Genomic DNA, 23087 nt, shown 5'->3' with positions numbered 1-23087 from the left:
CGCGGAGCGGGGGTTGGGGTGAGGGGCAATGGAGTACGAATGATCAACCATCACGGACTACGTTCGCCCCTCACCCGCCCTTCGGGCACCTTCTCCCGGAGGGAGAAGGGAGCATCCACAGCTCACTGCACCACCGCCGGGCACAACGCCGGCGGGGCATCAGCAACATGCGTTCCCCACCCCTGTGTATCCGGCGTGGCGTCCAGCGCGTAGGCCAGCGTGCCGCCCTGCTGCAAACGGCCCACGTCCACCCACGTCGCCGCCTGCGGCTTGCCGTCGAGGCTGGCCGAGCGGATGTAGCGCACGCCGTCGTTGGCGCCCGGCGCGCGCACGCTCAGGGTGCGGCCGTTCTCCAGCGCGATGTCGATGCGGTCGAAGCGCGGCGGGTGCAGCAGCATCTGCCCGCTGCCGGGCATCAGCGGCGAGAAGCCCATCGCGCCGAACAGGTACCACGCCGACATGGTGCCGAGGTCGTCGTTGCCGGTGACGCCGTTGGGCGCGTTGGTGAACAGCGTCTGCGCCGCGCGCAACACGGTGGCGGTCTTCCACGGCTGGCCAATCAGGCTGTACAGCCCCGGCACGTGCATGGTCGGCTCGTTGTTCGGGTTGAAGCGGTACTGGCCGTAGTAGCTGTACGGCCCGGCCACCCACGCCTTGCGCGCGGCGCCTTCCGGGTCGGCGAGCAGTTCGTCGTAGGCGAAGAACGCGTCCAGCCGCCTGCCCATCGCCTCGCGCCCGCCCATCGCCTGCGCCAGCGACGGCAGGTCCTGCGGCACCAGCCACTGGTATTGCCAGCTGGTGCCTTCGTGGAAGCCGTAGTGCGAGCGCGGGTCGTAGCTGCCGGTGGGCGGGGTGAACCATTCGCCGCCCTGCATGCGCGGCCGCGGGAAACCGGCGAAGCCGGTATCGGCCTCGGCGAGGTCGGCATCCCACACCTTGCGCCAGTTGCCGGCGCGCGCACGCAGCGTCGCGGCGGCATCGGCATGGCCGAGCGCGGCGGCCATCGGCGCCAGCGCGCAGTCGGCCAGCGCGTATTCCAGCGTCGCCGAGCCACCCTGGTGCGGATCCACGTCCATGCCCTTGGCCGGGAAGGTGCGGTCGTAGAACACGAAGCCGTCCTTCAGGTAGTTGGCGTTGCCGGCGCGGCCCTCGTGGCGCGATTCCAGCGGCGGCACGCCTTCGGCGTTCTTCCACAGCGCCTGCCACGCTTCCTGCTCCATGCCCTGCAGTGCGCCGTAGCGCCACAGGTCGGCGAGGAACGGGGTGACCGGGTCGCCGGTCATCACGTTGCTGTCGAAGTCGGCATAGCCCCAGCGCGGCAGCCAGCCGCCCTGCGCGTCGATCGCCAGCAGGCTGCGACCGATGTCGCGGGCGCGCTGCGGGCGCAGCAGCGCCAGCAGCTGGTTCTGGCTGCGGTAGGTGTCCCACAGCGAGAAATACTCGTGGTAGGTCCAGCCGTCGGCCACGTGGATGGCGTTGTCGTAGCCGCGGTAGCGGCCGTCGGCGTCGCTGCCGGTCATCGGTTGCAGCAGGGCGTGGTACAGCGCGGTGTAGAACACGCTGCGCTCGTCCTTGCTGCCGCCATGCACCTTGACGCTGGACAACTCGCGCGCCCAGTCGGCCTGCGCGCGCTTGCGCATGGCGTCGAAGCCGAGCAGGCGGCCGTTGCCGTCGCTGCCCTCGCGGCGCAGGTTCTCGCGCGCGCCTTCGATGTCCACGTGCGAGATCGCGCTGATCGCGGTGACGCTGCGCCCGTCCTCCAGGTCGAAGCTGAGCCACGCGCCGTTGTACGGGTCGTGCTCGCTTTCCATGCTGAAGCGCGCGCCGGGCGTGCCGCCGGCCTGGCCCCAGACGCCGAACGCCTTGAACGGGCGGTCGAACTCGATGCGGAACCAGGTGGTGTACTGGTGGCCGCCGCAGAAGCTGAGCGTGGTCAGTTGCCCTTCCACCGCGCGGTCGCCGACCACGCGCACCTGGCTGCCGGTGACGCGGTGGCGGTTGTTGGCCTGGCTGACGTTGACCAGCACGTGGCCGCTGCCGGCATCGGCGGCGAAGGTGTAGCGCTCGGCGGCGGCGCGGGTGAGCGCGGTGGCCTCGGCGTCGATGCCGCCGTAGTCGGTCAGGCGCACCCTGTAGTAGCCGGCCTGGCCGACCTCGCCATCGTGGGTATAGCGCGCGCCGTAGCGCTTCTGGTCGAAGCTCTTCGCATCGCCGGTATCGAAATCGCCGCCGGGGGCGATGCTGCCGGTCACCGGCAATACCGACACCTGCCCGCCCTGTTCCCAGCAGCCCGCGCCGGAGACGAAGGAGTGGCCGAAGCCGAGGATCTTCTCCTCGTCATAGCGCCAGCCGGCGTAATGCAGGCCAATCGGGCTGACCTGGATCAATCCGAACGGCGCCGACGCACCGGGGAAGGTATTGCCGTCGTCCTGGGTGCCGATGAAGGTGTTGACCTCGCGCTCGGGCGTGGCCGGGGCGGCCTGCGACAGCGGGGCAAGCGACACCGCCAGCAGGCAGGCGGCCGCGGCCAGCGGGCGGCGGAAACGGGAAGCGGTGGCGGACGGCATTCGGCTCACGGGCTGGATTCTCTGGGGCGATGTCGGTGCGGCGATAGGGTGGCCCGGCAATGCCGGGCCGTTGATGGCCGGCCCGCCCTTGCGGGACGGGGAGAGTGCCGGGCACCAGTGAATTTAGATCGATCCAAGTAAAGCATGGCCATTTCGGCCGATGCATTCTGCAACGCAACATCCACGGCCCGGCGCGCCTCTGCCCGCGCCTGATCGCGGCGCTGCCCTTCCGGCAGGATCGGCCGGCCCTTCCCCTTCATCCGGCCTCTCCGGGACCAGCGCCATATTGCGCAGCAACATGCGTCGGCCCCGGCACTGTGTTAAAAATTTCGCACCAATCGTTTAGATCGATCCAAATCAATTCGACGGCGATTGCAGGACAACCACGGGTCGGACCGCCCCTTCGGGGGCAGGCGAAGTACCCGCCTCGTCCGGCTTCAAATTTAGATCGATTCAATACCTTCGTGCAGTTACCGACTTCAATCCAGGAGAGGGAGAGCGGAATGAAACAGATGTCACGCACGCACGGCCGCCATGCGTTGTCCGCGGCCATCACGGCCGCACTGGTCGCCACGGCAATGCTGCCGGCCGGCGCCTTCGCACAGCAGGCCGGCACCCAGAACGCCGACGCCACCACGCTCGACGCGGTCACCGTCACCGGCTATCGCTACGCCATCGAGAAGAGCCTGGACCAGAAGCGCGACGCCAATGCGATCGTCGAGGTGATCAATGCCGAGGACGTCGGCAAGTTCCCCGACAAGAACGTGGCCGACGCGCTGCAGCGCGTGCCGGGCGTGATCGTCACCCGCAGTGGTGGCGAAGGCAAGAACGTCAGCGTGCGCGGCCTGTCCTCGGAGCTGACCCTGACCGAGTTGAACGGCAACTACATCGCCACCGCCGAATCCAACGGCGACCCGACCCGTTCGTTCAACTACACGCTGCTGCCGTCGAACATGCTGGGCAGCGCCGAACTGTTCAAGTCGCCGGAAGCGCGCATCGACGAGGGCGGCATCGGCGGCACGGTGATCCTGCACACCCGCCGTCCGCTGGACATGGAATCCAATACCGGCTTCGTCTCCGTCGAGGGCACCCGGGCCGACACCACCAAAAAGACCGACGGGCAGCTCTCCGCCTCGTACGCCTGGCATGACAAGGACGACCGCTTCGGCGTGTTCGTCGGCTATACCGACCAGAAGCGCACCACCCGCACGATGGGCGCCAGCACCGAGAGCTGGCAGTGGTATGGCCGCGATGAAGGCGGCACCGCGGTCGACGTCAACGGCAACCCTTCGGACTTCAACTCGAACTGGTGGGGCGGCACCGGCTTCTACGACCAGAACGGCAAGTACTACACCGGCTTCATGATGCCGACGTCGGTGAACCTCGACGTCAAGGAAGAGGAACGCGAGCGCAAGGGCGGCCAGTTGACCTTCCAGTTCAAGCCGCTGGACAACCTGACCCTGACCGCCAACTACTTCCGCTTCGAGCTGTCGCAGGACTCCCAGACCCACACCATCAAGGTGCCGGAATGGAACATCGCCCGCTATTGGGGCGACGGCAACTGGGCCGGCGGGCGCCTGCTCGACGGGATGACGATGGATCCCAGCGGCACCATCGTCACCGGCGCCGACTACAGCCTGCACCCGGGCAAGGCCTATTACTGCAGCGAGGACGAGGCCGCCGACGCCGGCATGGCGCCGGGCGGTTGGGGCTCGGATGACTGCACCATCCCGACCCCGCAGATCACCGGCAGCTACAACCTCGAGAAGGCACTGTCGCAGACCGTCGACTTTTCGGCCGAATGGCGCGGCGAGTCGGTCGACGTCGCCTTCAAGGGCGGGCGCACCTGGGCCAAGGGCGGTCCTTCGCTGCAGTTCTCGCTGCCGCTCAAGCCGCGCCGCCAGAATGCGGACGGCAGCTGGAGCCTGGGCAACCTGGCCAGTTCCTGGGACCTGACCGGCACCCCGTCGATGGTGTTCTCGCCGGAGCTGATGCAGAACCTGAAGGACGGCATCCTGCAGGTCGACCTCGGCTCCACCGGTTCGTCCTGGACCCGCAACACCAACGAGCAGAAGTACGCCCAGATCGACACCACCTGGCACACCGAGGCCGGCTTCTTCGAGTCGTTCCAGTTCGGCGTCAAGTACCGCGATGGCGGCATCCACCGCAGCACCGGCAACAGCTACTGGGCCTGCCCGGGCACCGACCCGAGCGACTACGAAAACCGCTATTGGAACGGCGGCTGCAACGACCTGGCCCTGCAGTTCTCGCCCGACTTCCTGTACGGCATGGGCAACCTGGCCGGCGGCATCAATGCCAGCGCGTTCCCGGCCATCGACTACCCGGCCTACATCGCCTACCTGAACAAGACCTACGGGCCGATGCAGACCCGCAACGAGGACAACTTCGTCTACAACGTCGACGAAAAGATCTACTCCACCTACCTGCAGGCCAACTTCCGCACCGAGCGCCTGCGCGGCAACGTCGGCGTGCGCGTGGTCAGCACCCGCCAGCACGCCGACTCCACCGACAAGGTCACCCTCTACAACGACTACTTCTACGACGACGCCAACGGCGATCCGCTGGCGTGCCAGGCGGGCGATGCGGTACCGGGCGGCGCGCCCGACCGTACCTACTGCGGCACCGAGGGCTACTGGCGGCTTTCGGACAGCGTGGCCCGGCCGGAGACCTTCGCGGTCAGCAGCCTGGAGCGCACCTACACCGACGTGCTGCCGAGCTTCAACCTGGCCTATGACCTGAGCGAGAACCTGCTGCTGCGCGCGGCGGCCTCCAAGGTGATCTCGCGCCCGAGCTACGGCAACATCGCCGCCCCGGGCAGCCTGGAATACTTCAGCCCCGAATACGTCAACGATCGCCGCCTGACCGGCGGCGCCGGCGAACAGGGCTGGTACGGCTCGGGCAGCAACAAGAACCTGGAGGCCTACAAGGCCACCCAGTACGACATCGGCCTGGAGTGGTACTTCCGCCCCGGCTCGGTGGTGGGCCTGGACCTGTTCCGCAAGGACGTCAGCAACTTCTCGGTGCCGGTGGTGCAGGACGTGACGCAGGACATCGGTGGCGAAACCGTGGTCGTGCAGAACTACTCGACCACCGCCGGCGGTCGCGACGCGGTTTCGCAGGGCGCGGAGTTCTATGCCCAGCACACGCTGGATTTCGGCCTGGGCTTCCAGGCGAACTACACCTGGAACGACACCAACGAAGCGGCCATCACCCTCGAGGACGGCACCGAGATCGGCAAGTCGCCGCTGGTCGGCAGCGCCAGGAACCAGGCCAACTTCACCGTGTTCTACGAAGTGGAGAAGCTGCTGCTGCGTGCCTCGTGGAACCGTCGTGGCGAAGTGGTGCAGGGCCTGGTCAGCGGCCTGAACCTCTACCAGGAGCCCTACCAGCAGATCGACCTGAACGCCGCCTACAACGTCACCCCGGCGCTCAGCCTGAGCGCCTCGGTGTTGAACCTGACCAAGGAAGAGACGCGTACCCACCTGGGCAACGACACCAAAAACCGCTTCTACTCCAACGGTTATGCCGGTCGTGTCGTCTACCTCGGCTTGAACTACAAGTTCTGACCCCTGCCCTTCGGGGCAGCCCACGTCGACAGCCGCGCTGGTACAGGCGGCTGTCGTCGTTTGTGCACCAGCCCACTCATGGCTCGTGGGAGCGGGTTATCCCCCGACACGGGGGCAAGCATCGCCGGGGGCGTGGCACCGGCCTACTCGTAGATGCGGGGCTTGCCCCGCATGGGCTTCACCGGGAGCGCATCATGCGGGGCAAGCCCCGCATCCACGGCATTCCGGCAAGCCTCAGGTCAGCGGCGTCATCACGCCCTTGCGGTAAGCCGGGCGCGCCTGCAGGCGCGCATACCAGCCGGCCAGGTGCGGCAGGTCCGGGCGCTGGATCGGCATCTCGAACCACGCATAGGCGAAGGCGCCCAGCGGGATGTCGCCCATCGCGAACGACTCGCCGGAAAGCCACGGTTGCCGCTCCAGCTCGGCATCGGCCAGCGCCAGCAACTCGCCGCAGCGCACCAGTGCCGCGTCGATGCGCGCGGCGTCGCGGTCGGCCGGTGCGGTGCGCACCACGCCCCAGAACAGGTCGCGGAAGGCGACGGCGAAGCTCGATATGGTCCAGTCCATCCACTTCTCGCTCTGCGCGCGCAATGCCGGGTCTTCCGGGTACAGCGTGCCCAGCGCGTAGCGCGCCGACAGGTAGCGGACGATGGCGTTGGATTCCCATACCGGCAGGCCGTGGTCCTCGATCACCGGCACCAGCCCGTTGGGGTTCATCGCCCGGTAGTCGGCGCTCTGCGTGCCGCCGAACGCACCGCCCACCTCGATCGACTCATAAGGCAGGCCGATTTCCTCGGCGCACCACAGCACCTTGCGCACGTTGCTCGAATTGCGGCGTCCCCAGATCTTCAGCATCCCGGTTCCCGTTGTGACCGACGCAGGACCCGCACCATACGCCGGGGTGGCCGCCGTCATCGTCATGCCGCGCCCGCCTTGGCGGCCTTGGCGGCTTTCTTCGGCAGCACCCGTACCTGTGTGGACTTGTCGTCCTTCTTCAGCTCGAACAGGCCGATCGCCGCGAGCAGGTCGCTGAGCTTGCGGTAGCCGTAGTTGCGCGAATCGAACGAGGCGCGGTTGCCGATCTGGTTGCCCACCGCACTCAATGCCGCCCAACCCTGCTCGTCGGCGGCCGCGTCCACCGCGCCGCGCAGCAGGTTGAGCAGGCGGGTGTCGCCGCGCAATTCGTTGCCCGGGCGCGGCTGGATCGGCGGTTGTGCCCCGCCCGGCGCGGCAGGCGCATCCGCGGCGGCCTCGCCATGCCCCGGCTGCCCCGCATCCGCCGCTGCCCGGCCGGCATCCCCCTGCCCCAGCGCCTCCAGGTAGGTGAACTGCGAGCAGGCGTTGACGAAGGGATCGGGCGTCTTCTTCTCGCCGAAGCCATAAACCTTCACCCCGTCGGTCAGCAGCCGCATCACCAGCGGGGTGAAATCGGCGTCGCTGGAGACGATGGCGAACCCATCGAGGTTGCGCGCGTAGAGCAGGTCCATCGCGTCGATCACCATCGCCATGTCCGAGGCGTTCTTGCCCTTGGAATAGGCGAACTGCTGGATCGGGCGGATCGCGTATTCGTGCAGCACCGCCTCCCAGCCCTTCAGCCGCGGGCTCTTCCAGTTGCCGTAGGCGCGGCGCACGTTGGCCACGCCGAAGCGCGCCACCTCGGCCAGCACCTCGTCGATCTTCGCCGCCGGCGCATTGTCGGCGTCGATCAGCAGGGCGATACGCTTTTCGGGATCGGACACGGCATTCCCTCCACGGCATTCGGCTCGGAGCCAGTATCGACCATCGGCCCGAGCATGCGCACCCCATGCGATGATGGCGGCCGGTTGTCCACGCCCTCCAACCGGCATCCGCCGGCCCCCACCGGAGTACCGCATGCCCCACGACCGCCCTCCCCGCCTGCTGGTCATCGGCGGCGGCTTCGCCGGCCTCCGGGCCACCCGCGCGCTGGCCAACGCGAAGCTGCGCATCACCCTGGTCGACCGCCGCAACCACCACCTGTTCCAGCCGCTGCTGTACCAGGTGGCCACCGCCGGCCTGTCGGCGCCGGACATCGCCGCACCATTGCGGCACATCCTCGGCCGGCAGCGCAACGTCGAGGTCAGGCTCGGCGAGGTGGATGCCATCGACAAGCACCAACGCCAGGTGCGGCTGCGCGACGGCACCACGCTGGACTACGACCTGCTGCTGGTCGCCAGCGGCGCCACCCATGCCTATTTCGGCAACGACCAATGGGCGCCGCACGCCCCCGGCCTGAAGACGCTGGACGATGCGCTGGCGCTGCGGCGCCGGCTGCTGCTGGCCTTCGAGAAGGCCGAGGCCGAACCCGACCCGGCGAAGAAGGCGGCCTGGCTCAGCTTCGCCATCGTCGGCGGCGGCCCCACCGGCGTCGAGCTGGCCGGCACCCTGGCCGAGATCGCGCGCCACACCCTGCGCAACGAGTTCCGCCACATCGATCCGGCCTCGGCGAAGGTGCGGCTGGTCGAGGCCGGGCCGCGGGTGCTGTCCAGCTTCCCGGAGGTGCTGTCGCTGAAGGCGCGCCGGCAGCTGGAGCGGCTCGGCGTGGAAGTGCATGCCGGCGCGCCGGTGACCGCCATCGACGCCGAGGGCTTCCACCTCGGCGAGCGGTTCGTCCCTGCCCGCACCGTGGTCTGGGCCGCCGGCGTGGCCGCCTCGCCGCTGGCGCGCACGCTGGACACGCCACTGGACCGCGCCGGCCGCGTGCAGGTGCAGCCGGACCTGACGCTGCCCGGCCACCCCGAGGTCTTCGTCGCCGGCGACCTGGCCGCGCTGGCGCAGGCCGACGGCCGCCCGGTGCCGGGCGTGGCGCCGGCCGCCAAGCAGATGGGCAGGTACGTGGCCGCGGTGATCCGCGCGCGGCTGCAACAGCACCCGGCGCCGCCACCGTTCCGCTATCGCGACCAGGGCAACCTGGCGACCATCGGGCGCATGGCCGCCATCGTGCACATGGGTCGGCTGAAGCTCTCCGGCCTGCTGGCCTGGTGGTTCTGGCTGGCCGCGCACGTGTTCTTCCTGATCGGCTTCCGCAACCGGCTGGTGGTGCTGCTCAACTGGGCGGTCGCCTACTGGAGCTACCAGCGCGGCGCGCGGATCATCTTCGGCGATGCCGATGGCGAACCGCACGATGGCGATCCGCCGCCGCGGGAGTGAACGACGTCAGCCGTTGCCGGAGGCGAAGCGCTCGAACACCTGCTGGCCGGTCAGCACTTCGGTGTCGTTGCTCAGTTCGTAGAACGCCGGCTTCTCGTCGATGAATATCTGGCTTTCGAGCCGGAATTCCTGCTGCTGGAACAACCCGGCCGGCAGCATGTACTCGCCGGTCGGCAACAGCCGATAGAACAGGTGGGTACCGCAAGCCGGGCAGAAGCCGCGCTCGGCCCAGTCCGAGGAACGATAGGCGCTGGGCTGCGCGCCCTCGAAGCGCACATCGCTGCCGCAGTGCACCGCGAACATCGGCCCGCCCGACCAGCGCCGGCACGTCGCGCAATGGCAGAGGCCGACGCCGGCATGGTCGGAGGCCGTGACTTCAATGGCGCCGCACAGGCAGGTTCCCTTCATGGCATTCCCCTTATGGCTGGGCATCGTGCCCGGAAACGGAAAAGGCCCGGTACGACCGGGCCTTTCCAGCAGACGTGCAACGCCGGCACCGCGACTCAGGCGGTGAACAGCGCCTTCATCTTCTTCAGCGCATTGGCCTCGATCTGGCGGATGCGCTCGGCGGACACGCCGTACTCGTCGGCCAGCTCCTGCAGGGTGACCTTGCTGTCGGCGTCCAGCCAGCGGCGGGCGATGATGTCGCGCGAACGCTGGTCGAGGTTGGCCAGGCCCTCGCGCAGCAGCTGCAGCTGGTTGTCCTCGCTGTCGGCACGCTCGTAGGCCTGCGACGGGTCTTCGTCGTGCGCGACCAGGTAGGCGGCCGGCGCCGGCGGCGCATGGTCGTCGCTCTCGTCGCTGGGCGCGTCGAAGCCGACGTCGCGGCCGGACAGGCGCGACTCCATCTCCATCACTTCACGCTCGGAGACGTTCAGGTCCTTCGCCACCGCGCTGACCTCGGCCGCGTTCATCCAGCCCAGCCGGGTCTTGGACTTGCGCAGGTTGAAGAACAGCTTGCGCTGCGCCTTGGTGGTGGCGACCTTGACGATGCGCCAGTTCTTGAGGATGAACTCGTGCATCTCGGCGCGGATCCAGTGCACCGCGAAGGACACCAGGCGCACGCCCATATCCGGGTCGAAGCGCTTGACCGCCTTCATCAGGCCGATGTTGCCTTCCTGGATCAGATCGCCCAGTTGCAGGCCGTAGCCGTTGTAGCCGCGGGCGACGTGCACCACGAAGCGCAGGTGCGAATGCACCAGCTCGCGCGCGGCGTCCAGGTCCTGCTCGTCGCGGAAGCGGCGCGCCAGGTCCTGCTCGTCGTCCACCGACAGCACCGGGATCCGGTGCACGGCGCCGATGTAGGCATCCAGCGAGCCGAGCGCGCTGGGAACCGGAAGATTGTTTGCCACAAGGGCAGTAGAAGTATTCGGGTTCATGGGGCTCATCTTAGCAGTCCAAGCTATTGGACTGGCCGGTACAGAAAAAGTTCCAGTGTTCCGCTTTTGTCGCCAATTCCGTCAAATGACCGGATTTTCAACACCACCAGCATCCTCGGTTTCCCGACTTCACTACCGTATCAGAGGCGATGTTGCGGCGGCATGACCGGGATTCAAGCCGGTTCACGCTCCGGCGAGCCGGGCCTCCAGCTCCGCCCGCGGCGGCAGCCGCCAGTCGACCGGGGGCTGGCCGTGGCGCTGCAGGTAGTCGTTGGCCTGCGAGAAATGCCGGCAGCCGAAGAAACCGCGGTGCGCCGACAGCGGCGAGGGGTGCGGGGCCTTCAGCACGCGGTGGCGGCGGGTGTCGATGACCTTGCCCTTCTGCTGGGCGTAGCTGCCCCACAGCAGGAACACCAACCCTTCGCGCTCGCGGTTGAGCACGTCGACCACATGGTCGGTAAAGCCCTCCCAGCCCTTGCCCTGGTGCGCGCCGGCGCGGCCTTCCTCCACCGTCAGCACCGCGTTGAGCAGCAGCACGCCCTGCCACGCCCACGGCAGCAGGCAGCCGTGGTCCGGGCGCCGGAACGGCGGCACCACGCCGGTGTCGTCCTCCAGCTCCTTGTAGATGTTCAGCAGCGACGGCGGCACCGGCACGCCCGGCATCACCGAGAAGCACAGGCCATGCGCCTGGCCGTAGCCGTGGTAGGGGTCCTGCCCCAGCACCACCACCTTGACCTGCTCGAACGGGGTGGCGTCGAACGCGGCGAAGATCTGCGGCCCCGGCGGGAACACCCGCGCGCCGGCGGCCTTGCGCTGGCGCAGGAAGGCGGCCAGTTCGCGCATTTCCGGGCGCAGCAGCCAGTCGCCGACGTGGGCCTTCCAGCTCGGTTCGAGCTGGATGTTGGGCGCCGCCCCGCTCACAGCACCACCGCCGGCTGCGACAGGCGCGCCAGCCGCAGCTGGAACAGCACCTTGGTCACCAGCAGGCGTTCCTCGATGGGCTTCTGCACCAGGTCGTTGGCGCCGGCCTGCAGCAGCGCGGACTGGTTGTGCGGGTTGCTGTCGCCGGTCATCACCAGCACCGGCAGGCGGCGCTTGCCGTAGCCGAAGTCGATGCGCACGCGCTCGACCACGTCGCGGCCGTTCAGTTCGCCCTTGAGGGTGACGTCGGTCAATACCAGGTCGATGCGGCGCACGGTGCGGCCCAGCGACTCGGCGGTGAGCAGCGAGAACGCGTCCTCGGCGGTGAGCACGTGCACCACGTGCAGGTCGTGGCGTTCGAGCATGCGCTTGGTGGCCTCGGCCACCACGCGGCTGTCCTCGACGTAGAGCACGGTGGCGCCGGGCATCGGTTCGGGCTGCACGTAGCCGCGGATGAACGCGGCCAGCGCCTCGTGGCCCAGCGCCTTGTCGAAGTAGTCGGTGACGTATTCGTTGAAGCGGCGCTGCTCCAGGTGCTGCTGGGCGTCGGCGGAGACCACGATCACCGGCACGTAGGCCTGCCCGGCGGCGTCGCGCACGCTGCGCGCCAGCGCCAGGCCGTCGCCGTCGGGCAGCGCCAGCGAGGTGGTGACCAGGTGCACCGGCCCGGCGGCGAGCGCTTCGCGCGCCTCCTCGATGCTGGCGCAGCCGACGACCTCCACGTCCGGCAACTCGCGTTGCAGCACGTCGGAAATCAGCTTGCGCACCAGCTTGGAGCCGTCGACCACCATCACCCGGGGGGCGTCGCTGATCAGGTGCTTGAGTTCGTGCGTGGGCATGCGCGCCTCAGGTTTCGGTCGGGCGAGTCTGCCTGAGGAAGTGCCCGGTCACCAGCCACGCCCCCAGCCAACCCAGCAACACTGTGCCCAGCAGCACGAAACCCGAATGCAGGGCGTCCAGCCCATGCAGCACGAACGGGCTGCCGTAGCTCCGCGACAGCGCCGCCAGCGGCGCGCGCAGCGCCAGCCCGCAGGCGCCGACCAGCGCCAGCGCCAGCACGCCCGCACCCAGCCCGTACCACGCGCCGAGGTAGACGAACGGGCGGCGGATGAAGCCGTCGCTGGCGCCCAGCAGCTGCAGCACGCCGATTTCCTCGCGCCGCGCCTGGATGTCCAAGCGCACGGTATTGCCGACCACCAGCACCGCGCCCAGCCCCAGCAGCAGCGACAGCACCTGCACCAGCCGCGCGCCGAAGCCGAGCCAGGCGTCCAGCCGCTGCCGCCACAGGGCGTCGTGCTGCACCAGGTCGGCCTGCGGCAGGGCTTCCAGCGCCTTGGCGAGTGCGGCGTCGTCATCGCCGGCCGGGGTGACGATCAGCAGGCTCGGTAGCGGATTCTCGCCGAGCGCGTCGATGGCTTCGCCCAGCCCCGCGCTCTGGCGCAGTTCGGCCAGGCCCTCTTCCGGCGTGCGCAGCACCACGCCGGCGACGTCGTCGCGGGCGCGCAGGCTGGCGGCCAGGTCCTGCGCGGTGGCGCCGTCGATCGCCGGTTTCAGGAACAGGCTGATGTCGCGCGACTGCTGCACGCTGCCGGTGAATACCTTGAGGTTGTCCAGCGCGATCGACAGCCCCAGCGGCAGCGCCAGCGCCAGCGCCATCACCGCCACGGTCAGCGCCGTCGCCCACGGCTTGCGCAGCGCGCGGCCGAGGCTGAACACCACGCTGTGCAGGTGGTGGGCGAACCACGCGCCCAGCCACGACGGTGCGGCGGCTTCGCCATTCCGGGGCATTGCTTCCTTCCTGCTCATTCGGCCAGGTCCTGCGGCGAGATGTCGTCGACCAACCGCCCGTGGTCGAGGATCAGCACTCGCTTGCGCATGCGCTTGAGCAGCGGCAGGTCGTGGCTGACCACCAGCACGCTGGTGCCGCGGCCGGGCAACTCGGCGAACAGGGCCATGATCTCCGCGGCCAGCGTGGGGTCGAGGTTGCCGGTGGGCTCGTCGGCGACCAGCAGCTTCGGCTCGGCGACGATGGCGCGGGCGATGCCGACGCGCTGCTGCTCGCCGGCCGACAGCTGCGTGGGCAGCGCCTTCTCGCGGTGGCCCAGGCCCATGCGTTCGAGCACCGAGCGCACACGCTTGCCGACGTCGCCGCGGCGGTCACCGCGCAGGATCAGCGGCAGCGCCACGTTCTCGCCGATGCTGCGGTCGGTCAGCAGGCGGTGGTCCTGGTGGACCGCGCCGACCTCGCGCCGATGCAGCGCCACCTTGCCGCCGCGCACCTTGAGCAGGTTGCGCTGGCCGAACAGCACCGCGCCGCGGGTCGGGCGCTCGCTCAGGTGGATCAGCTTCAGCAGCGTGCTCTTGCCGGCGCCGGAATGCCCGGTGACGAACAGCATCTCGCCCGCGCCCACCTCGAAGCTGACGTCCACCAGCGCCTGGTGGCCGCCCGCATAGTGCTTGCTGACATTGTCGAAACGCAGAACGCTCATGCGCCGATTATGCCGGAGGCGAAGGCGGCGGTGCGGCGCATCGGCGCACGATCGGCTTCACGCGCCGGTGGCACCCGACCGTTGGCCGGGCGGCGGCGCAACATGCCGGGGATTGGTTGCGCGCGGATGGATGCGTGCCGACCAACGGTCGGCACCCACCGGGAGCCGCATCAAGAATCGACGCGGTAGTGCCGGCCGCTGGCCGACATCTGCGAGAAGGTCGGGTGATGCGAGGTTGCCGGCCAGCGGCCGGCACTGCCGCGATCAATCGCCCGCGAGCATGCGGCGGATCTTGCGGCCCAGGCGGGTCAGGAACGAATCGCTGTCGTTGCCGGACGCACGCATCGGCTTGGCCTGCACCTGCACCGGGCTGCCGTTGGCGACCACCTGCACGGCGGCCTCGGCACCCTCGACCGGGCGGCCGTGGCGACGACGACGACGCTTGCGCGGTGCGCGCTCGCCTTCGGCCTGCGGTTGTTGAGCGGGCTTGGCCTGCTGCACCGGCTGCGCTGCGGCGGCATTGGCCTGCGCGCCCTCGCCTTCCACGCGCGGCTTGCGCGGGCCACGGCCGCGGCCTTCGCCACCACTGCGCGCCCCGCCATCGCGGCGACGCTCGCCATGCCCGCCGCCGGAACGCCCGCCGCGACCACTGCCACCGCCACGGCGCGCCTCGTCGGCGGCCTTCTGCTCGCGCGCCTCGCGGAAGATCGCGCCGACGCTCTCGTTTTCCTCGCCCTCCGGCAGCGGCGCACGCTCCGGCCGTGGCAGCGCGACCAGCAGCTCGCTGGTGACCTGCTCGACCGGGATCTTCTGCTCGATGTAGGCCTCGATGTCCGGCAGGCCCATCGCATAGCGCTCGCAGGCGAAGCTGATCGCGTCGCCTTCCTCGCCCAGCCGCGCGGTGCGGCCGATGCGGTGCACGTAGTCCTCGGCGTCGAACGGCAGGTCGTAGTTGTAGACGTACTTGATGCCGTCGATGTGCAGGCCGCGCGCGGCCACGTCGGTGGCGACCAGGATTTCCAGCTGGCCCTTCTGGAAGCGGTTGAGCAGGCTCTCGCGCTTCTTCTGCGGCACGTCGCCGGAGAGCACGCCGACCCGGTAGCCGGCGCGCTCCAGCGCCCGCGCCACGCGCTCGACGAACACCTTGGTGTTGACGAAGATCATCGTGCGCGCGCCTTCGCTGCGCGACAGCAGGCCCAGCAGCAGCGGCAGCTTCTCTTCGTCGGCGGGGAAGTAGATGCGCTGGCGCACGCGGTCGGCGGTGATGTTGTCGGTTTCCACCACCAGCTTCTGCGGCTCGTTCATGTGCTCGTAGGCCAGCTCCAGCACGCGGTGGCTGAGGGTGGCGCTGAACAACAACGTCTGCCGGGTGGTGCGCTCGGGCATGCGCCGCAGCAGGAAGCGGATGTCCTTGATGAAGCCCAGGTCGAACATGCGGTCGGCCTCGTCCAGCACGCAGACCTCGCAGGCGTGCAGGCTGACGACCTTGTGCTGCTTGACGTAGTCGATCAGGCGGCCGGGGGTGGCGATGATCACGTCCACGCCCTGCTGCAGCAGTTCGCGCTGCTTGTCGTAGTCCACGCCGCCATAGACCAGCGCGAAGCGCAGGCCCAGGTCGGAGGCGAACTTCACCGCGTCCTTGTGGATCTGGATGGCCAGCTCGCGGGTCGGCGCCAGGATCAGCGCGCGCGGGTCTTCCGGCTTGCGGTCGGCCAGCGCCGGGCGGCTCATCAGGCGGTTGATCACCGCCACCAGGAACGCCAGCGTCTTGCCGGTGCCGGTCTGCGCCTGGCCGGCGACGTCGCCGCCGGGCAAGGCCACCGGCAGGGTCAACGCCTGGATCGGGGTACAGCGGGTGAATCCGGCTCCTTCCAGCCCGGCCAGCAGCGCCGGTTGCAGTTCGAAGGAGGAAAAAGTCACATCAGTCAGCGGTTTGTCGCTCATCGTCCAGTCTTGGTAGTGCCGGCTGGCCGGGAGCGGCCAGGCGGCTTGCATCGATACGGGCACCGTCGCACACTGCGGCCCCTGCGCCGGGTCGCGCGACGCCAAGGCAATGGCCTTCTGTCCGCGCAATGCCCCAGTTTAGCGCAATGCAGCGGCCAACCCGGCATGGGCCGTCGCATTGCCCCAGGAGACTCATCAAGTGAGTGACAAGGTTCTACACGTCGGCGATGCCGATTTCGACGCCGCCGTGCTGCAGTCCGACACCCCGGTGCTGGTGGACTTCTGGGCCGAATGGTGCGGCCCGTGCAAGATGATTTCCCCGGTGCTCGACGAGCTGGCCGACGCCTACGACGGCAAATTGAAGATCGCCAAGCTCAACGTCGACGAAAACCGCGCCACCGCGGTCAAGTACCACGTGCGCTCGATCCCGATGCTGCTGCTGTTCAAGGATGGCCAGATCCAGGCCACCCAGATCGGCGCCGTCGGCAAGGGCCAGCTGAGCCAGATGGTCGACAAGGCGCTGGCCTGACCTTCCCCGCCGGCGGCCACGGCCGCCGGCCCCGGGCCAGCCATACCGTGGCCCAACAGGCGTTTCCCGGCACCTTGCGCCGTTGCGCGCGGCGGTGTTAGTGTCGCTCGTCCGGCAGCATTCGCCTGCCGCACCCTCCGGCCGGGTTCTCGTCCGGCCCATTCCCACCAGTTCGCCGCCCGCACAGGGCGCTCGCACGTATCAGCGAGAGGAATCAACACTTGTCCGAGAACACTCCTTCCGAAACCGGGAGCACCGACGCGCCCGTCGAAAAGCGCGTGCGCAAGCCGCGCGCCGCCAAGGCCGCCGTCGAAACCAGCGACACCGCTCCCGCCGCGGCGCCGGCCCAGTCCGCGCTGCCGCTGCCGGCCACGCCGCCGGCCCCCGCCGCACCCCGTGAAGACGCGCCCGCCGCTCCGGCTGCCGCCCCGAACACCGATGCCGGCGAACGTTCGCCCGCGCCTGCCGCCGCCCAGGGCGGGCAGGACAATGGCGAGCCGCGCAACGACGGCAACAACCACCCGCGCCAAGGCCAGCAGAACCCGCAGGGCCAAGGCCAGGGCAACCGCCGCGACCGCTTCCGCAACCGCCGCGACCGCAACCGCGATCGTTTCCGCGACGACGGCCTGCCCAGCGACAACGGCAACGAGACCTTCGTGCCGCGCCCGCATCCGAACGTACCCGAAGGCTTCCCGGTCTACTCGCTCAGCGACCTGAAGCGGATGCCGGCGCACAAGCTGCTGGAAATCGCCGAGCAGCTGAGCATCCACGAGGGCGTGGCGCGCGCGCGCAAGCAGGACGTGATCTTCGCGCTGCTGAAGGTGCTGACCCGCCACGGCGAGGGCGTGGCCGCCGACGGCGTGCTGGAGATCCTGCCGGACGGCTTCGGCTTCCTGCGCGCGGCCGAGGCCAGCTACCTGGCCGGCCCGGACGACACCTACATCTCGCCCAGCCAGATCCGCCGCTTCAACCTGCGCACCGGCGACCACATCGCCGGCCGCATCCGCTTCCCCAAGGACGGCGAGCGCTACTTCGCACTGAACATCGTGGACACCATCAACGGTGAACCGATCGAAGCGTCGAAGAACAAGGTGCTGTTCGAGAACCTGACCCCGCTGTTCCCGCGCAAGCGCTTCCGCCTGGAGCGCGGCGACGGCTCCACCGAGGACATCACCGGCCGCATCCTCGACCTGATGGCGCCGCAGGGCAAGGGCCAGCGCGCGCTGATCGTCTCCCCGCCCAAGGCGGGCAAGACGATGATGATGCAGCAGATCGCCAGCGCCATCACCTACAACCACCCGGACGTGCACCTGATCGTGCTGCTGGTGGACGAGCGCCCTGAGGAAGTGACCGAGATGCAGCGCACCGTGCGCGGCGAAGTGGTCAGCTCCACCTTCGACGAACCGGCCGCGCGCCACGTGCAGGTCGCCGAAATGGTGATCGAGCGCGCCAAGCGCCTGGTCGAGCACAAGAAGGACGTGGTGATCCTGCTCGACTCGATCACCCGCCTGGCGCGCGCCTACAACAACGTGGTGCCGTCCTCGGGCAAGGTGCTGACCGGCGGCGTCGACGCCAACGCCCTGCACCGCCCGAAGCGCTTCTTCGGCGCGGCGCGCAACGTCGAGGAAGGCGGCTCGCTGACCATCATCGCCACCGCGCTGGTCGAAACCGGCAGCAAGATGGACGAGGTGATCTACGAGGAATTCAAGGGCACCGGCAACAGCGAAGTGCACCTGAACCGCCGCATCACCGAGAAGCGCGTCTACCCGGCCATCGACATCAACCGCTCCGGCACCCGCCGCGAGGACCTGCTGATCGAGCCGGAACTGCTGCAGAAGATCTGGATCCTGCGCAAGCTGCTGCACCCGATGGACGAGATCGCGGCGATGGAGTTCCTGCTCGACAAGATGAAGAGCACCAAGTCCAACGACGAGTTCTTCAATTCGATGAAGCGCTGATTTCCTGCGCCATTCGATACGAGAAAGCCCGGCGATGCCGGGCTTTCTCGTTCCCGTCCTGTAGGAGCGCACCTTGGTGCGCGATGAAGCTTTATTGGGAAGGCCCCATCGCGCACCAAGGTGCGCTCCTACGGAGGTCATCCGCGTCACGCCAGGCGCAGCGCGCGCGGATATGGCGGATTGTCGGGAAACTCGCCGCGCGCGAAGGCAGCCTGCAGGCCGCGCCACCAGTGCGGGTCGAACAGTTCGCCGTGGGTTTCGCGCACCGCTTCCAGCAGCGGTTTCGGCAGGCCCATGAACCACCCGAAGCGTTCGGGGAACACATCGTTCGGCGCTACGTGGAACCACGGTTCTGCGGCCATCGCTTCTTCGGCATCGCGCGGCTGCGGCCAGTCGCGGAAGTTGCAGTCGCCGACCCGGCACAGCTCGTCGTAGTCGTAGAACACGGCACGGCCATGACGCGAGATGCCGAAGTTCTTCAGCAGCATGTCGCCGGGGAAAATGTCGTTGCGTGCCATGTCGGCAATGGCCTGCGCATAGTCCAGCGCCGCCGCACGCGCGGCCCCGGCGGTCTGTTCGCGCAGGTAAAGGTTCAACGGGCGGAAGCGGCGCTGCACGTAGCACAGCGAAATCACCAGATCGTCGCCTTCGACATGCACGCTGCGCGCGCAACTCTCCAGCAATTCCTCACGCAGCTCCGGGGCGAAGCGCGCCAGCGGAAAACGCAGGTGGCGGTAGGGTTGCGCGTCGAGCAGGCGGCCGATGCGGTCAAGGTTGAACACCAGCGCGTAGCGGTCTTCCACGTCCTGCCGGCTCATGGTTTTCGGCCATGCGAAATGATCGCGGATCAGCTTGAACACCAGCGGGTAGCTGGGCAGGGTGAACACCGCCATCACCATGCCCGTCGTGCCCTCGGCCTGCACCAGCCGCTCGTTCGGCTGTTGCTGGAAATGGCGGAAAAAGGTGCGGTAGCGCTCGGTCTTGCCCTGCTTGGCACGGCCGAGCACGGTGTAGATTTCATCAACAGGCTTGCCCGGCAGCAGGCTGCGCAGGAATACCACCGCGTCGGCCACGGTGGGCAGATCGGCCTGGAAATAGCTGCGCGAAACGCCGAACAGATGCGCCACATCGCGGCGGCGGCTCAGCACTGCTTCGGCCCGCAAACCATCGCCATCGTTGACCAGCGCGATCACGCACGGCGAGAAGCGATGCTCGCCGAACACGCGGCCGACCAGATAAGCGCGGCGCTCGCGGTAGAACACGGTTTCCAGCAACTCGATCGCGCGTACCGGATGCGGCCCCCAATGCGCGAGGTCGTCCTGCAGGCGTACCGCGATGGCGGCGGCGCAGCGCAGGCGGTGCCGATATGGCACATCGAAGCGGTAGTCGGCCAGCATGCGCTCGAAGGCATCGGCCGGGCGCGCCTCGGACACGGTATAGACGTGGCGCGCGACCGGGTGGGTGATGGCGTCGGACGGCTCGATCTCGATCGCCATGAACTCGATGGCGTCATCGACGCCACGGGTAGCGAACAGGCGCCGGGTCAGGGTGTTGTAGAAGGTCTTGTGCAGTTCGCCGTCGATCAGCCCTTCGACCAGCGTGGCGAAGGTGGCGCGCACTTGCACCCACAACGCGCGGCTGGGTGCACCGCCGGCAATGGCCTGCAAGCGGGCCATGCACTCGCCGATGCACAGGTCATAGAGTTCGATGCGCTCGACCGCATCGTCGCGCGCCGCCGTCCAGTCGCGTTGCTCGAAGCGTTGCCGCGCGCGGCGGGTGATCGCGGCGAAGCGGGCGTGGTAGTCCAGGAAACCGTCGCGGATGCAGGTGGCGATGGCGTGGGCGAGGTCGGTGGGCATCGGCAATGCGGGGAGTCGGGCCGGGTTTCACCCTACCGCACCGGGGCCAACTCATGCCTCAAATGAAAACCCGCATCGCGGGGGCAATGCGGGTTCCCAATCGAAACTGACTCGCAGCTTTTCCCTTCTCCCCTCGGGAGAAGGTGCCCGAAGGGCGGATGAGGGGCGAGCGGAGTCCATGATGCTTGAACCATCGGGACTCCATTGCCCCTCACCCCCCCCCCTCTCCCGTAGGGAGAGGGGCTTTAAAACTGAAACCTCGCGCTAATCAAATGCGGGTTTCGGCCAAACCACCTTGCAGGCTGCGATCAGAGCGCTGCGAGCGCAGCATTGAGCGTGGCGCTCGGGCGCATTGCCTCGCCGGTCTTGCCGAGGTCCGGGCGGTAGTAGCCGCCGATGTCCACGGCCTTGCCCTGCACCGCCACCAGTTCTTCAACAATCTTCTGCTCATTGTCGGCCAGCGCCTGGGCCAGCGGTGCGAACTTCGCCTTCAGCGCCGCGTCCTCGTCCTGCGCGGCCAGCGCCTGCGCCCAGTACAGGGCGATGTAGAAGTGGCTGCCGCGGTTGTCGATGGTGCCGAGCTTGCGGCCCGGCGAGCGGTCGTTGTCGAGGAAGGTGCCGTTGGCTTCGTCCAGCGCCTTGGCCAGCACCGCGGCGGCGGTGTTGTCGTAGCGCTGCGCGAGGTGTTCCAGCGAGGCGGCCAGTGCGAGAAACTCGCCCAGCGAATCCCAACGCAGGTAGTCCTCTTCGACGAACTGCTGCACATGCTTCGGCGCGCTGCCGCCGGCACCGGTTTCAAACAGGCCGCCGCCGGCCATCAGCGGCACGATGGACAGCATCTTGGCGCTGGTGCCCAGCTCCATGATCGGGAACAGGTCGGTCAGGTAGTCGCGCAGCACGTTGCCGGTGACGGAAATGGTGTCCTGGCCCTTGCGGATGCGCTCCAGCGAGAACTTCGTGGCCTCCACCGGCGACAGGATGCGGATGTCCAGTCCATGGGTGTCGTGGTCCTTCAGGTACTGCTCGACCTTGGCGATCACCTGCGCGTCATGGGCGCGGTTGCTGTCCAGCCAGAACACCGCCGGGGTGTTGCTCAGGCGCGCGCGCGAGACGGCCAGCTTCACCCAATCCTGGATCGGCGCGTCCTTGGCCTGGCACATGCGCCAGATGTCGCCGGCTTCCACCTTGTGCTCGAACACCACGTTGCCGGCGTCGTCGGTCACGCGCACGACGCCGTTGGCCGGGATCTGGAAGGTCTTGTCGTGGCTGCCGTATTCCTCGGCCTTCTGCGCCATCAGGCCGACGTTGGGCACGCTGCCCATCGTCGCCGGGTCGAACGCGCCGTTGGCCTTGCAGTCCTCGATGACGGCCTGGTAGACACCGGCATAGCAGCGGTCGGGGATCACTGCCTTGGTGTCCTGCAGCTTGCCCTCGGCATTCCACATGCGGCCGCTGTCGCGGATCATCGCCGGCATCGAGGCGTCGACGATCACATCGCTGGGCACGTGCAGGTTGGTGATGCCCTTGTCGGAATTGACCATCGCCACCGCCGGGCGCTTGCCGTATTCGGCGGCGATGTCGGCCTTGATCGCTTCCTGCGTGGCCTCCGGCAGCGACGGCAGGCGCGCGTACAGGTCGCCGATGCCGTTGTTCGGGTCGAAGCCGGCCTGCTTGAGTTCGGCGGCGTACTTGCCCAGCACATCCTTGTAGAACTCCTCGACCACCACGCCGAACATGATCGGGTCGGAGACCTTCATCATCGTCGCCTTCAGGTGCACCGAGAACAGCACGCCCTGCGCGCGCGCATCGGCGATCTGCGCGGCGATGAAGGATGCCAGCGCGCGGCGCGACATCACCGAGGCATCGACGATCTCGCCGGCCTTCACCGCGGTCTTTTCCTTCAGCACGACGGTCTGGCCGTCGTCCTGCACCAGTTCGATCTTCAGGTTGCCTGCGCTGGCGAGCGTGGCCGACTTCTCGCTGCCGTAGAAATCACCACCGTCCATGTGCGCGACGTGCGACTTCGAATCGCCGCTCCACGCGCCCATGCGGTGCGGGTGCTTGCGGGCGTAGTTCTTCACCGACAGCGGCGCGCGGCGGTCGGAGTTGCCTTCGCGCAGCACCGGGTTCACCGCGCTGCCCTTGACCTTGTCGTAGCGCGCCTTGATGTCGCGCGAGACGTCGTCGGTCGGCGCATCCGGGTAATTCGGCAGCGCGTAGCCTTGGTCCTGCAGCTCCTTGATCGCGGCCTTTAGCTGCGGCACCGAGGCGCTGATGTTCGGCAGCTTGATGATGTTGGCTTCCGGCTTCGTCGCCAGTTCACCCAGCTCGGCCAGGTCGTCGCTGATCTTCTGCGCATCTTCCAGGTAGTCCGGGAACTGCGACAGGATGCGGCCGGACAGCGAGATGTCGCGGGTCTCCACCGCGATGCCGGCGGTGGTGGCGTACGCGTCGATGATCGGCAGCAGCGACTGCGTCGCCAGGAACGGGGCTTCGTCGGTGAGCGTGTAGATGATCTTCGGCGTATCGGACATGGGGGATGGTTTCCGTCGGAAGTAAAGGCTGGAAAGTCAGCAGCGTATTGTCGCGCGTTGCCCCGGTCCGGGCAAAACGCATAAGTACGGTTTTGCGGGATGGGCTGCGGTGGCGTGCTTATGGTGTTCCTTCATGTAGTGGGAATCAGGCT

Annotated in this window: 16 protein-coding genes; 4 read left to right on the top strand and 12 right to left on the bottom strand. The window is 68.3% G+C overall.

Translation table 11 applies throughout. The features are described from left to right. Window positions 1-122: 122 nt before the first annotated feature. The gene (locus ABB34_RS11680) at window positions 123-2567 is read right to left on the bottom strand and encodes a GH92 family glycosyl hydrolase (protein WP_083490176.1); all 2445 of its coding nucleotides are present in this window, start codon (window positions 2565-2567) and stop codon (window positions 123-125) included. Window positions 2568-3145: 578 nt separating this feature from the next. Between ABB34_RS11680 and ABB34_RS11675 the strand changes: the two genes are divergently transcribed. Continuing rightward, a complete protein-coding gene (locus ABB34_RS11675) occupies window positions 3146-6154 on the top strand; it encodes a TonB-dependent receptor (RefSeq protein ID WP_152979603.1) in 3009 nt (1002 codons plus the stop codon). 234 nt (window positions 6155-6388) lie between these two features. On the opposite strand, the gene ABB34_RS11670 is transcribed toward ABB34_RS11675, so the two are convergent. After that, window positions 6389-7009, bottom strand: coding sequence for a glutathione S-transferase family protein (locus tag ABB34_RS11670; protein WP_057641503.1), 621 nt, complete (start codon window positions 7007-7009; stop codon window positions 6389-6391). A gap of 62 nt (window positions 7010-7071) precedes the next feature. Then, the gene (locus tag ABB34_RS11665) at window positions 7072-7893 is read right to left on the bottom strand and encodes an NYN domain-containing protein (protein WP_057641502.1); all 822 of its coding nucleotides are present in this window, start codon (window positions 7891-7893) and stop codon (window positions 7072-7074) included. Between the two features lie 133 nt (window positions 7894-8026). On the opposite strand from ABB34_RS11665, the gene ABB34_RS11660 reads away from it, so the two are divergent. Continuing rightward, the gene (locus ABB34_RS11660; RefSeq protein WP_057641501.1) at window positions 8027-9322 is read left to right on the top strand and encodes an NAD(P)/FAD-dependent oxidoreductase; all 1296 of its coding nucleotides are present in this window, start codon (window positions 8027-8029) and stop codon (window positions 9320-9322) included. 6 nt (window positions 9323-9328) lie between these two features. Here the strand turns inward: ABB34_RS11660 and ABB34_RS11655 are convergent, their stop codons facing one another. From ABB34_RS11655 to rhlB, 7 genes are all read right to left on the bottom strand, one after another. Beyond that, a complete protein-coding gene (locus ABB34_RS11655) occupies window positions 9329-9730 on the bottom strand; it encodes a GFA family protein (RefSeq protein ID WP_057641500.1) in 402 nt (133 codons plus the stop codon). A gap of 95 nt (window positions 9731-9825) precedes the next feature. Continuing rightward, the gene (rpoH, locus tag ABB34_RS11650; RefSeq protein ID WP_057641499.1) at window positions 9826-10701 is read right to left on the bottom strand and encodes an RNA polymerase sigma factor RpoH; all 876 of its coding nucleotides are present in this window, start codon (window positions 10699-10701) and stop codon (window positions 9826-9828) included. 183 nt (window positions 10702-10884) lie between these two features. Continuing rightward, entirely contained in the window at window positions 10885-11622 is a 738-nt protein-coding gene (gene ung / locus ABB34_RS11645) for a uracil-DNA glycosylase (RefSeq protein WP_057641498.1), read from the bottom strand. Then, window positions 11619-12461: a response regulator gene (locus ABB34_RS11640; RefSeq protein ID WP_057641497.1), complete on the bottom strand. Its 843-nt coding sequence runs from the start codon at window positions 12459-12461 to the stop codon at window positions 11619-11621. Before ABB34_RS11640 ends, ung begins: the two co-directional genes overlap by 4 nt. A 7-nt stretch (window positions 12462-12468) precedes the next feature. After that, window positions 12469-13410: a permease-like cell division protein FtsX gene (gene ftsX, locus ABB34_RS11635; protein WP_152979601.1), complete on the bottom strand. Its 942-nt coding sequence runs from the start codon at window positions 13408-13410 to the stop codon at window positions 12469-12471. A 14-nt stretch (window positions 13411-13424) separates the two neighbouring features. After that, window positions 13425-14111, bottom strand: coding sequence for a cell division ATP-binding protein FtsE (locus ABB34_RS11630; protein WP_057641495.1), 687 nt, complete (start codon window positions 14109-14111; stop codon window positions 13425-13427). Between the two features lie 264 nt (window positions 14112-14375). Further along, a complete protein-coding gene (gene rhlB / locus ABB34_RS11625) occupies window positions 14376-16055 on the bottom strand; it encodes an ATP-dependent RNA helicase RhlB (RefSeq protein WP_057641505.1) in 1680 nt (559 codons plus the stop codon). A 199-nt stretch (window positions 16056-16254) separates the two neighbouring features. On the opposite strand from rhlB, the gene trxA reads away from it, so the two are divergent. Together trxA and rho are read left to right on the top strand one after the other, a co-directional pair. Next, window positions 16255-16584 (top strand): thioredoxin TrxA, encoded by a 330-nt coding sequence (gene trxA / locus ABB34_RS11620; protein ID WP_057641494.1) that lies wholly within the window; start codon window positions 16255-16257, stop codon window positions 16582-16584. Window positions 16585-16805: 221 nt separating this feature from the next. After that, the gene (gene rho, locus ABB34_RS11615) at window positions 16806-18542 is read left to right on the top strand and encodes a transcription termination factor Rho (RefSeq protein ID WP_057641493.1); all 1737 of its coding nucleotides are present in this window, start codon (window positions 16806-16808) and stop codon (window positions 18540-18542) included. A 146-nt stretch (window positions 18543-18688) separates the two neighbouring features. On the opposite strand, the gene aceK is transcribed toward rho, so the two are convergent. Continuing rightward, complete coding sequence (gene aceK / locus ABB34_RS11610; protein ID WP_057641492.1) at window positions 18689-20401, bottom strand: bifunctional isocitrate dehydrogenase kinase/phosphatase; 1713 nt, start codon at window positions 20399-20401, stop codon at window positions 18689-18691. 308 nt (window positions 20402-20709) lie between these two features. Next, window positions 20710-22935, bottom strand: coding sequence for an NADP-dependent isocitrate dehydrogenase (locus ABB34_RS11605; protein ID WP_057641491.1), 2226 nt, complete (start codon window positions 22933-22935; stop codon window positions 20710-20712). Window positions 22936-23087 lie beyond the last annotated feature (152 nt).

Source organism: Stenotrophomonas daejeonensis (assembly GCF_001431505.1).
Taxonomy (GTDB): domain Bacteria; phylum Pseudomonadota; class Gammaproteobacteria; order Xanthomonadales; family Xanthomonadaceae; genus Stenotrophomonas; species Stenotrophomonas daejeonensis.
This window is presented reverse-complemented; position numbering and strand designations above follow the sequence as displayed.

Coding starts and splice junctions, on each gene's coding strand:
- rhlB (WP_057641505.1), bottom strand. CDS start 16,055: ATGAGCGACAAACCGCTGACTGATGTGACTTTTTCCTCCTTCGAACTG.
- ABB34_RS11660 (WP_057641501.1), top strand. CDS start 8,027: ATGCCCCACGACCGCCCTCCCCGCCTGCTGGTCATCGGCGGCGGCTTC.
- ABB34_RS11640 (WP_057641497.1), bottom strand. CDS start 12,461: ATGCCCACGCACGAACTCAAGCACCTGATCAGCGACGCCCCCCGGGTG.
- ftsX (WP_152979601.1), bottom strand. CDS start 13,410: ATGCCCCGGAATGGCGAAGCCGCCGCACCGTCGTGGCTGGGCGCGTGG.
- ABB34_RS11680 (WP_083490176.1), bottom strand. CDS start 2,567: ATGCCGTCCGCCACCGCTTCCCGTTTCCGCCGCCCGCTGGCCGCGGCC.
- ABB34_RS11670 (WP_057641503.1), bottom strand. CDS start 7,009: ATGCTGAAGATCTGGGGACGCCGCAATTCGAGCAACGTGCGCAAGGTG.
- ABB34_RS11655 (WP_057641500.1), bottom strand. CDS start 9,730: ATGAAGGGAACCTGCCTGTGCGGCGCCATTGAAGTCACGGCCTCCGAC.
- aceK (WP_057641492.1), bottom strand. CDS start 20,401: ATGCCCACCGACCTCGCCCACGCCATCGCCACCTGCATCCGCGACGGT.
- ABB34_RS11675 (WP_152979603.1), top strand. CDS start 3,146: ATGCTGCCGGCCGGCGCCTTCGCACAGCAGGCCGGCACCCAGAACGCC.
- rpoH (WP_057641499.1), bottom strand. CDS start 10,701: ATGAACCCGAATACTTCTACTGCCCTTGTGGCAAACAATCTTCCGGTT.
- ABB34_RS11630 (WP_057641495.1), bottom strand. CDS start 14,111: ATGAGCGTTCTGCGTTTCGACAATGTCAGCAAGCACTATGCGGGCGGC.
- ABB34_RS11605 (WP_057641491.1), bottom strand. CDS start 22,935: ATGTCCGATACGCCGAAGATCATCTACACGCTCACCGACGAAGCCCCG.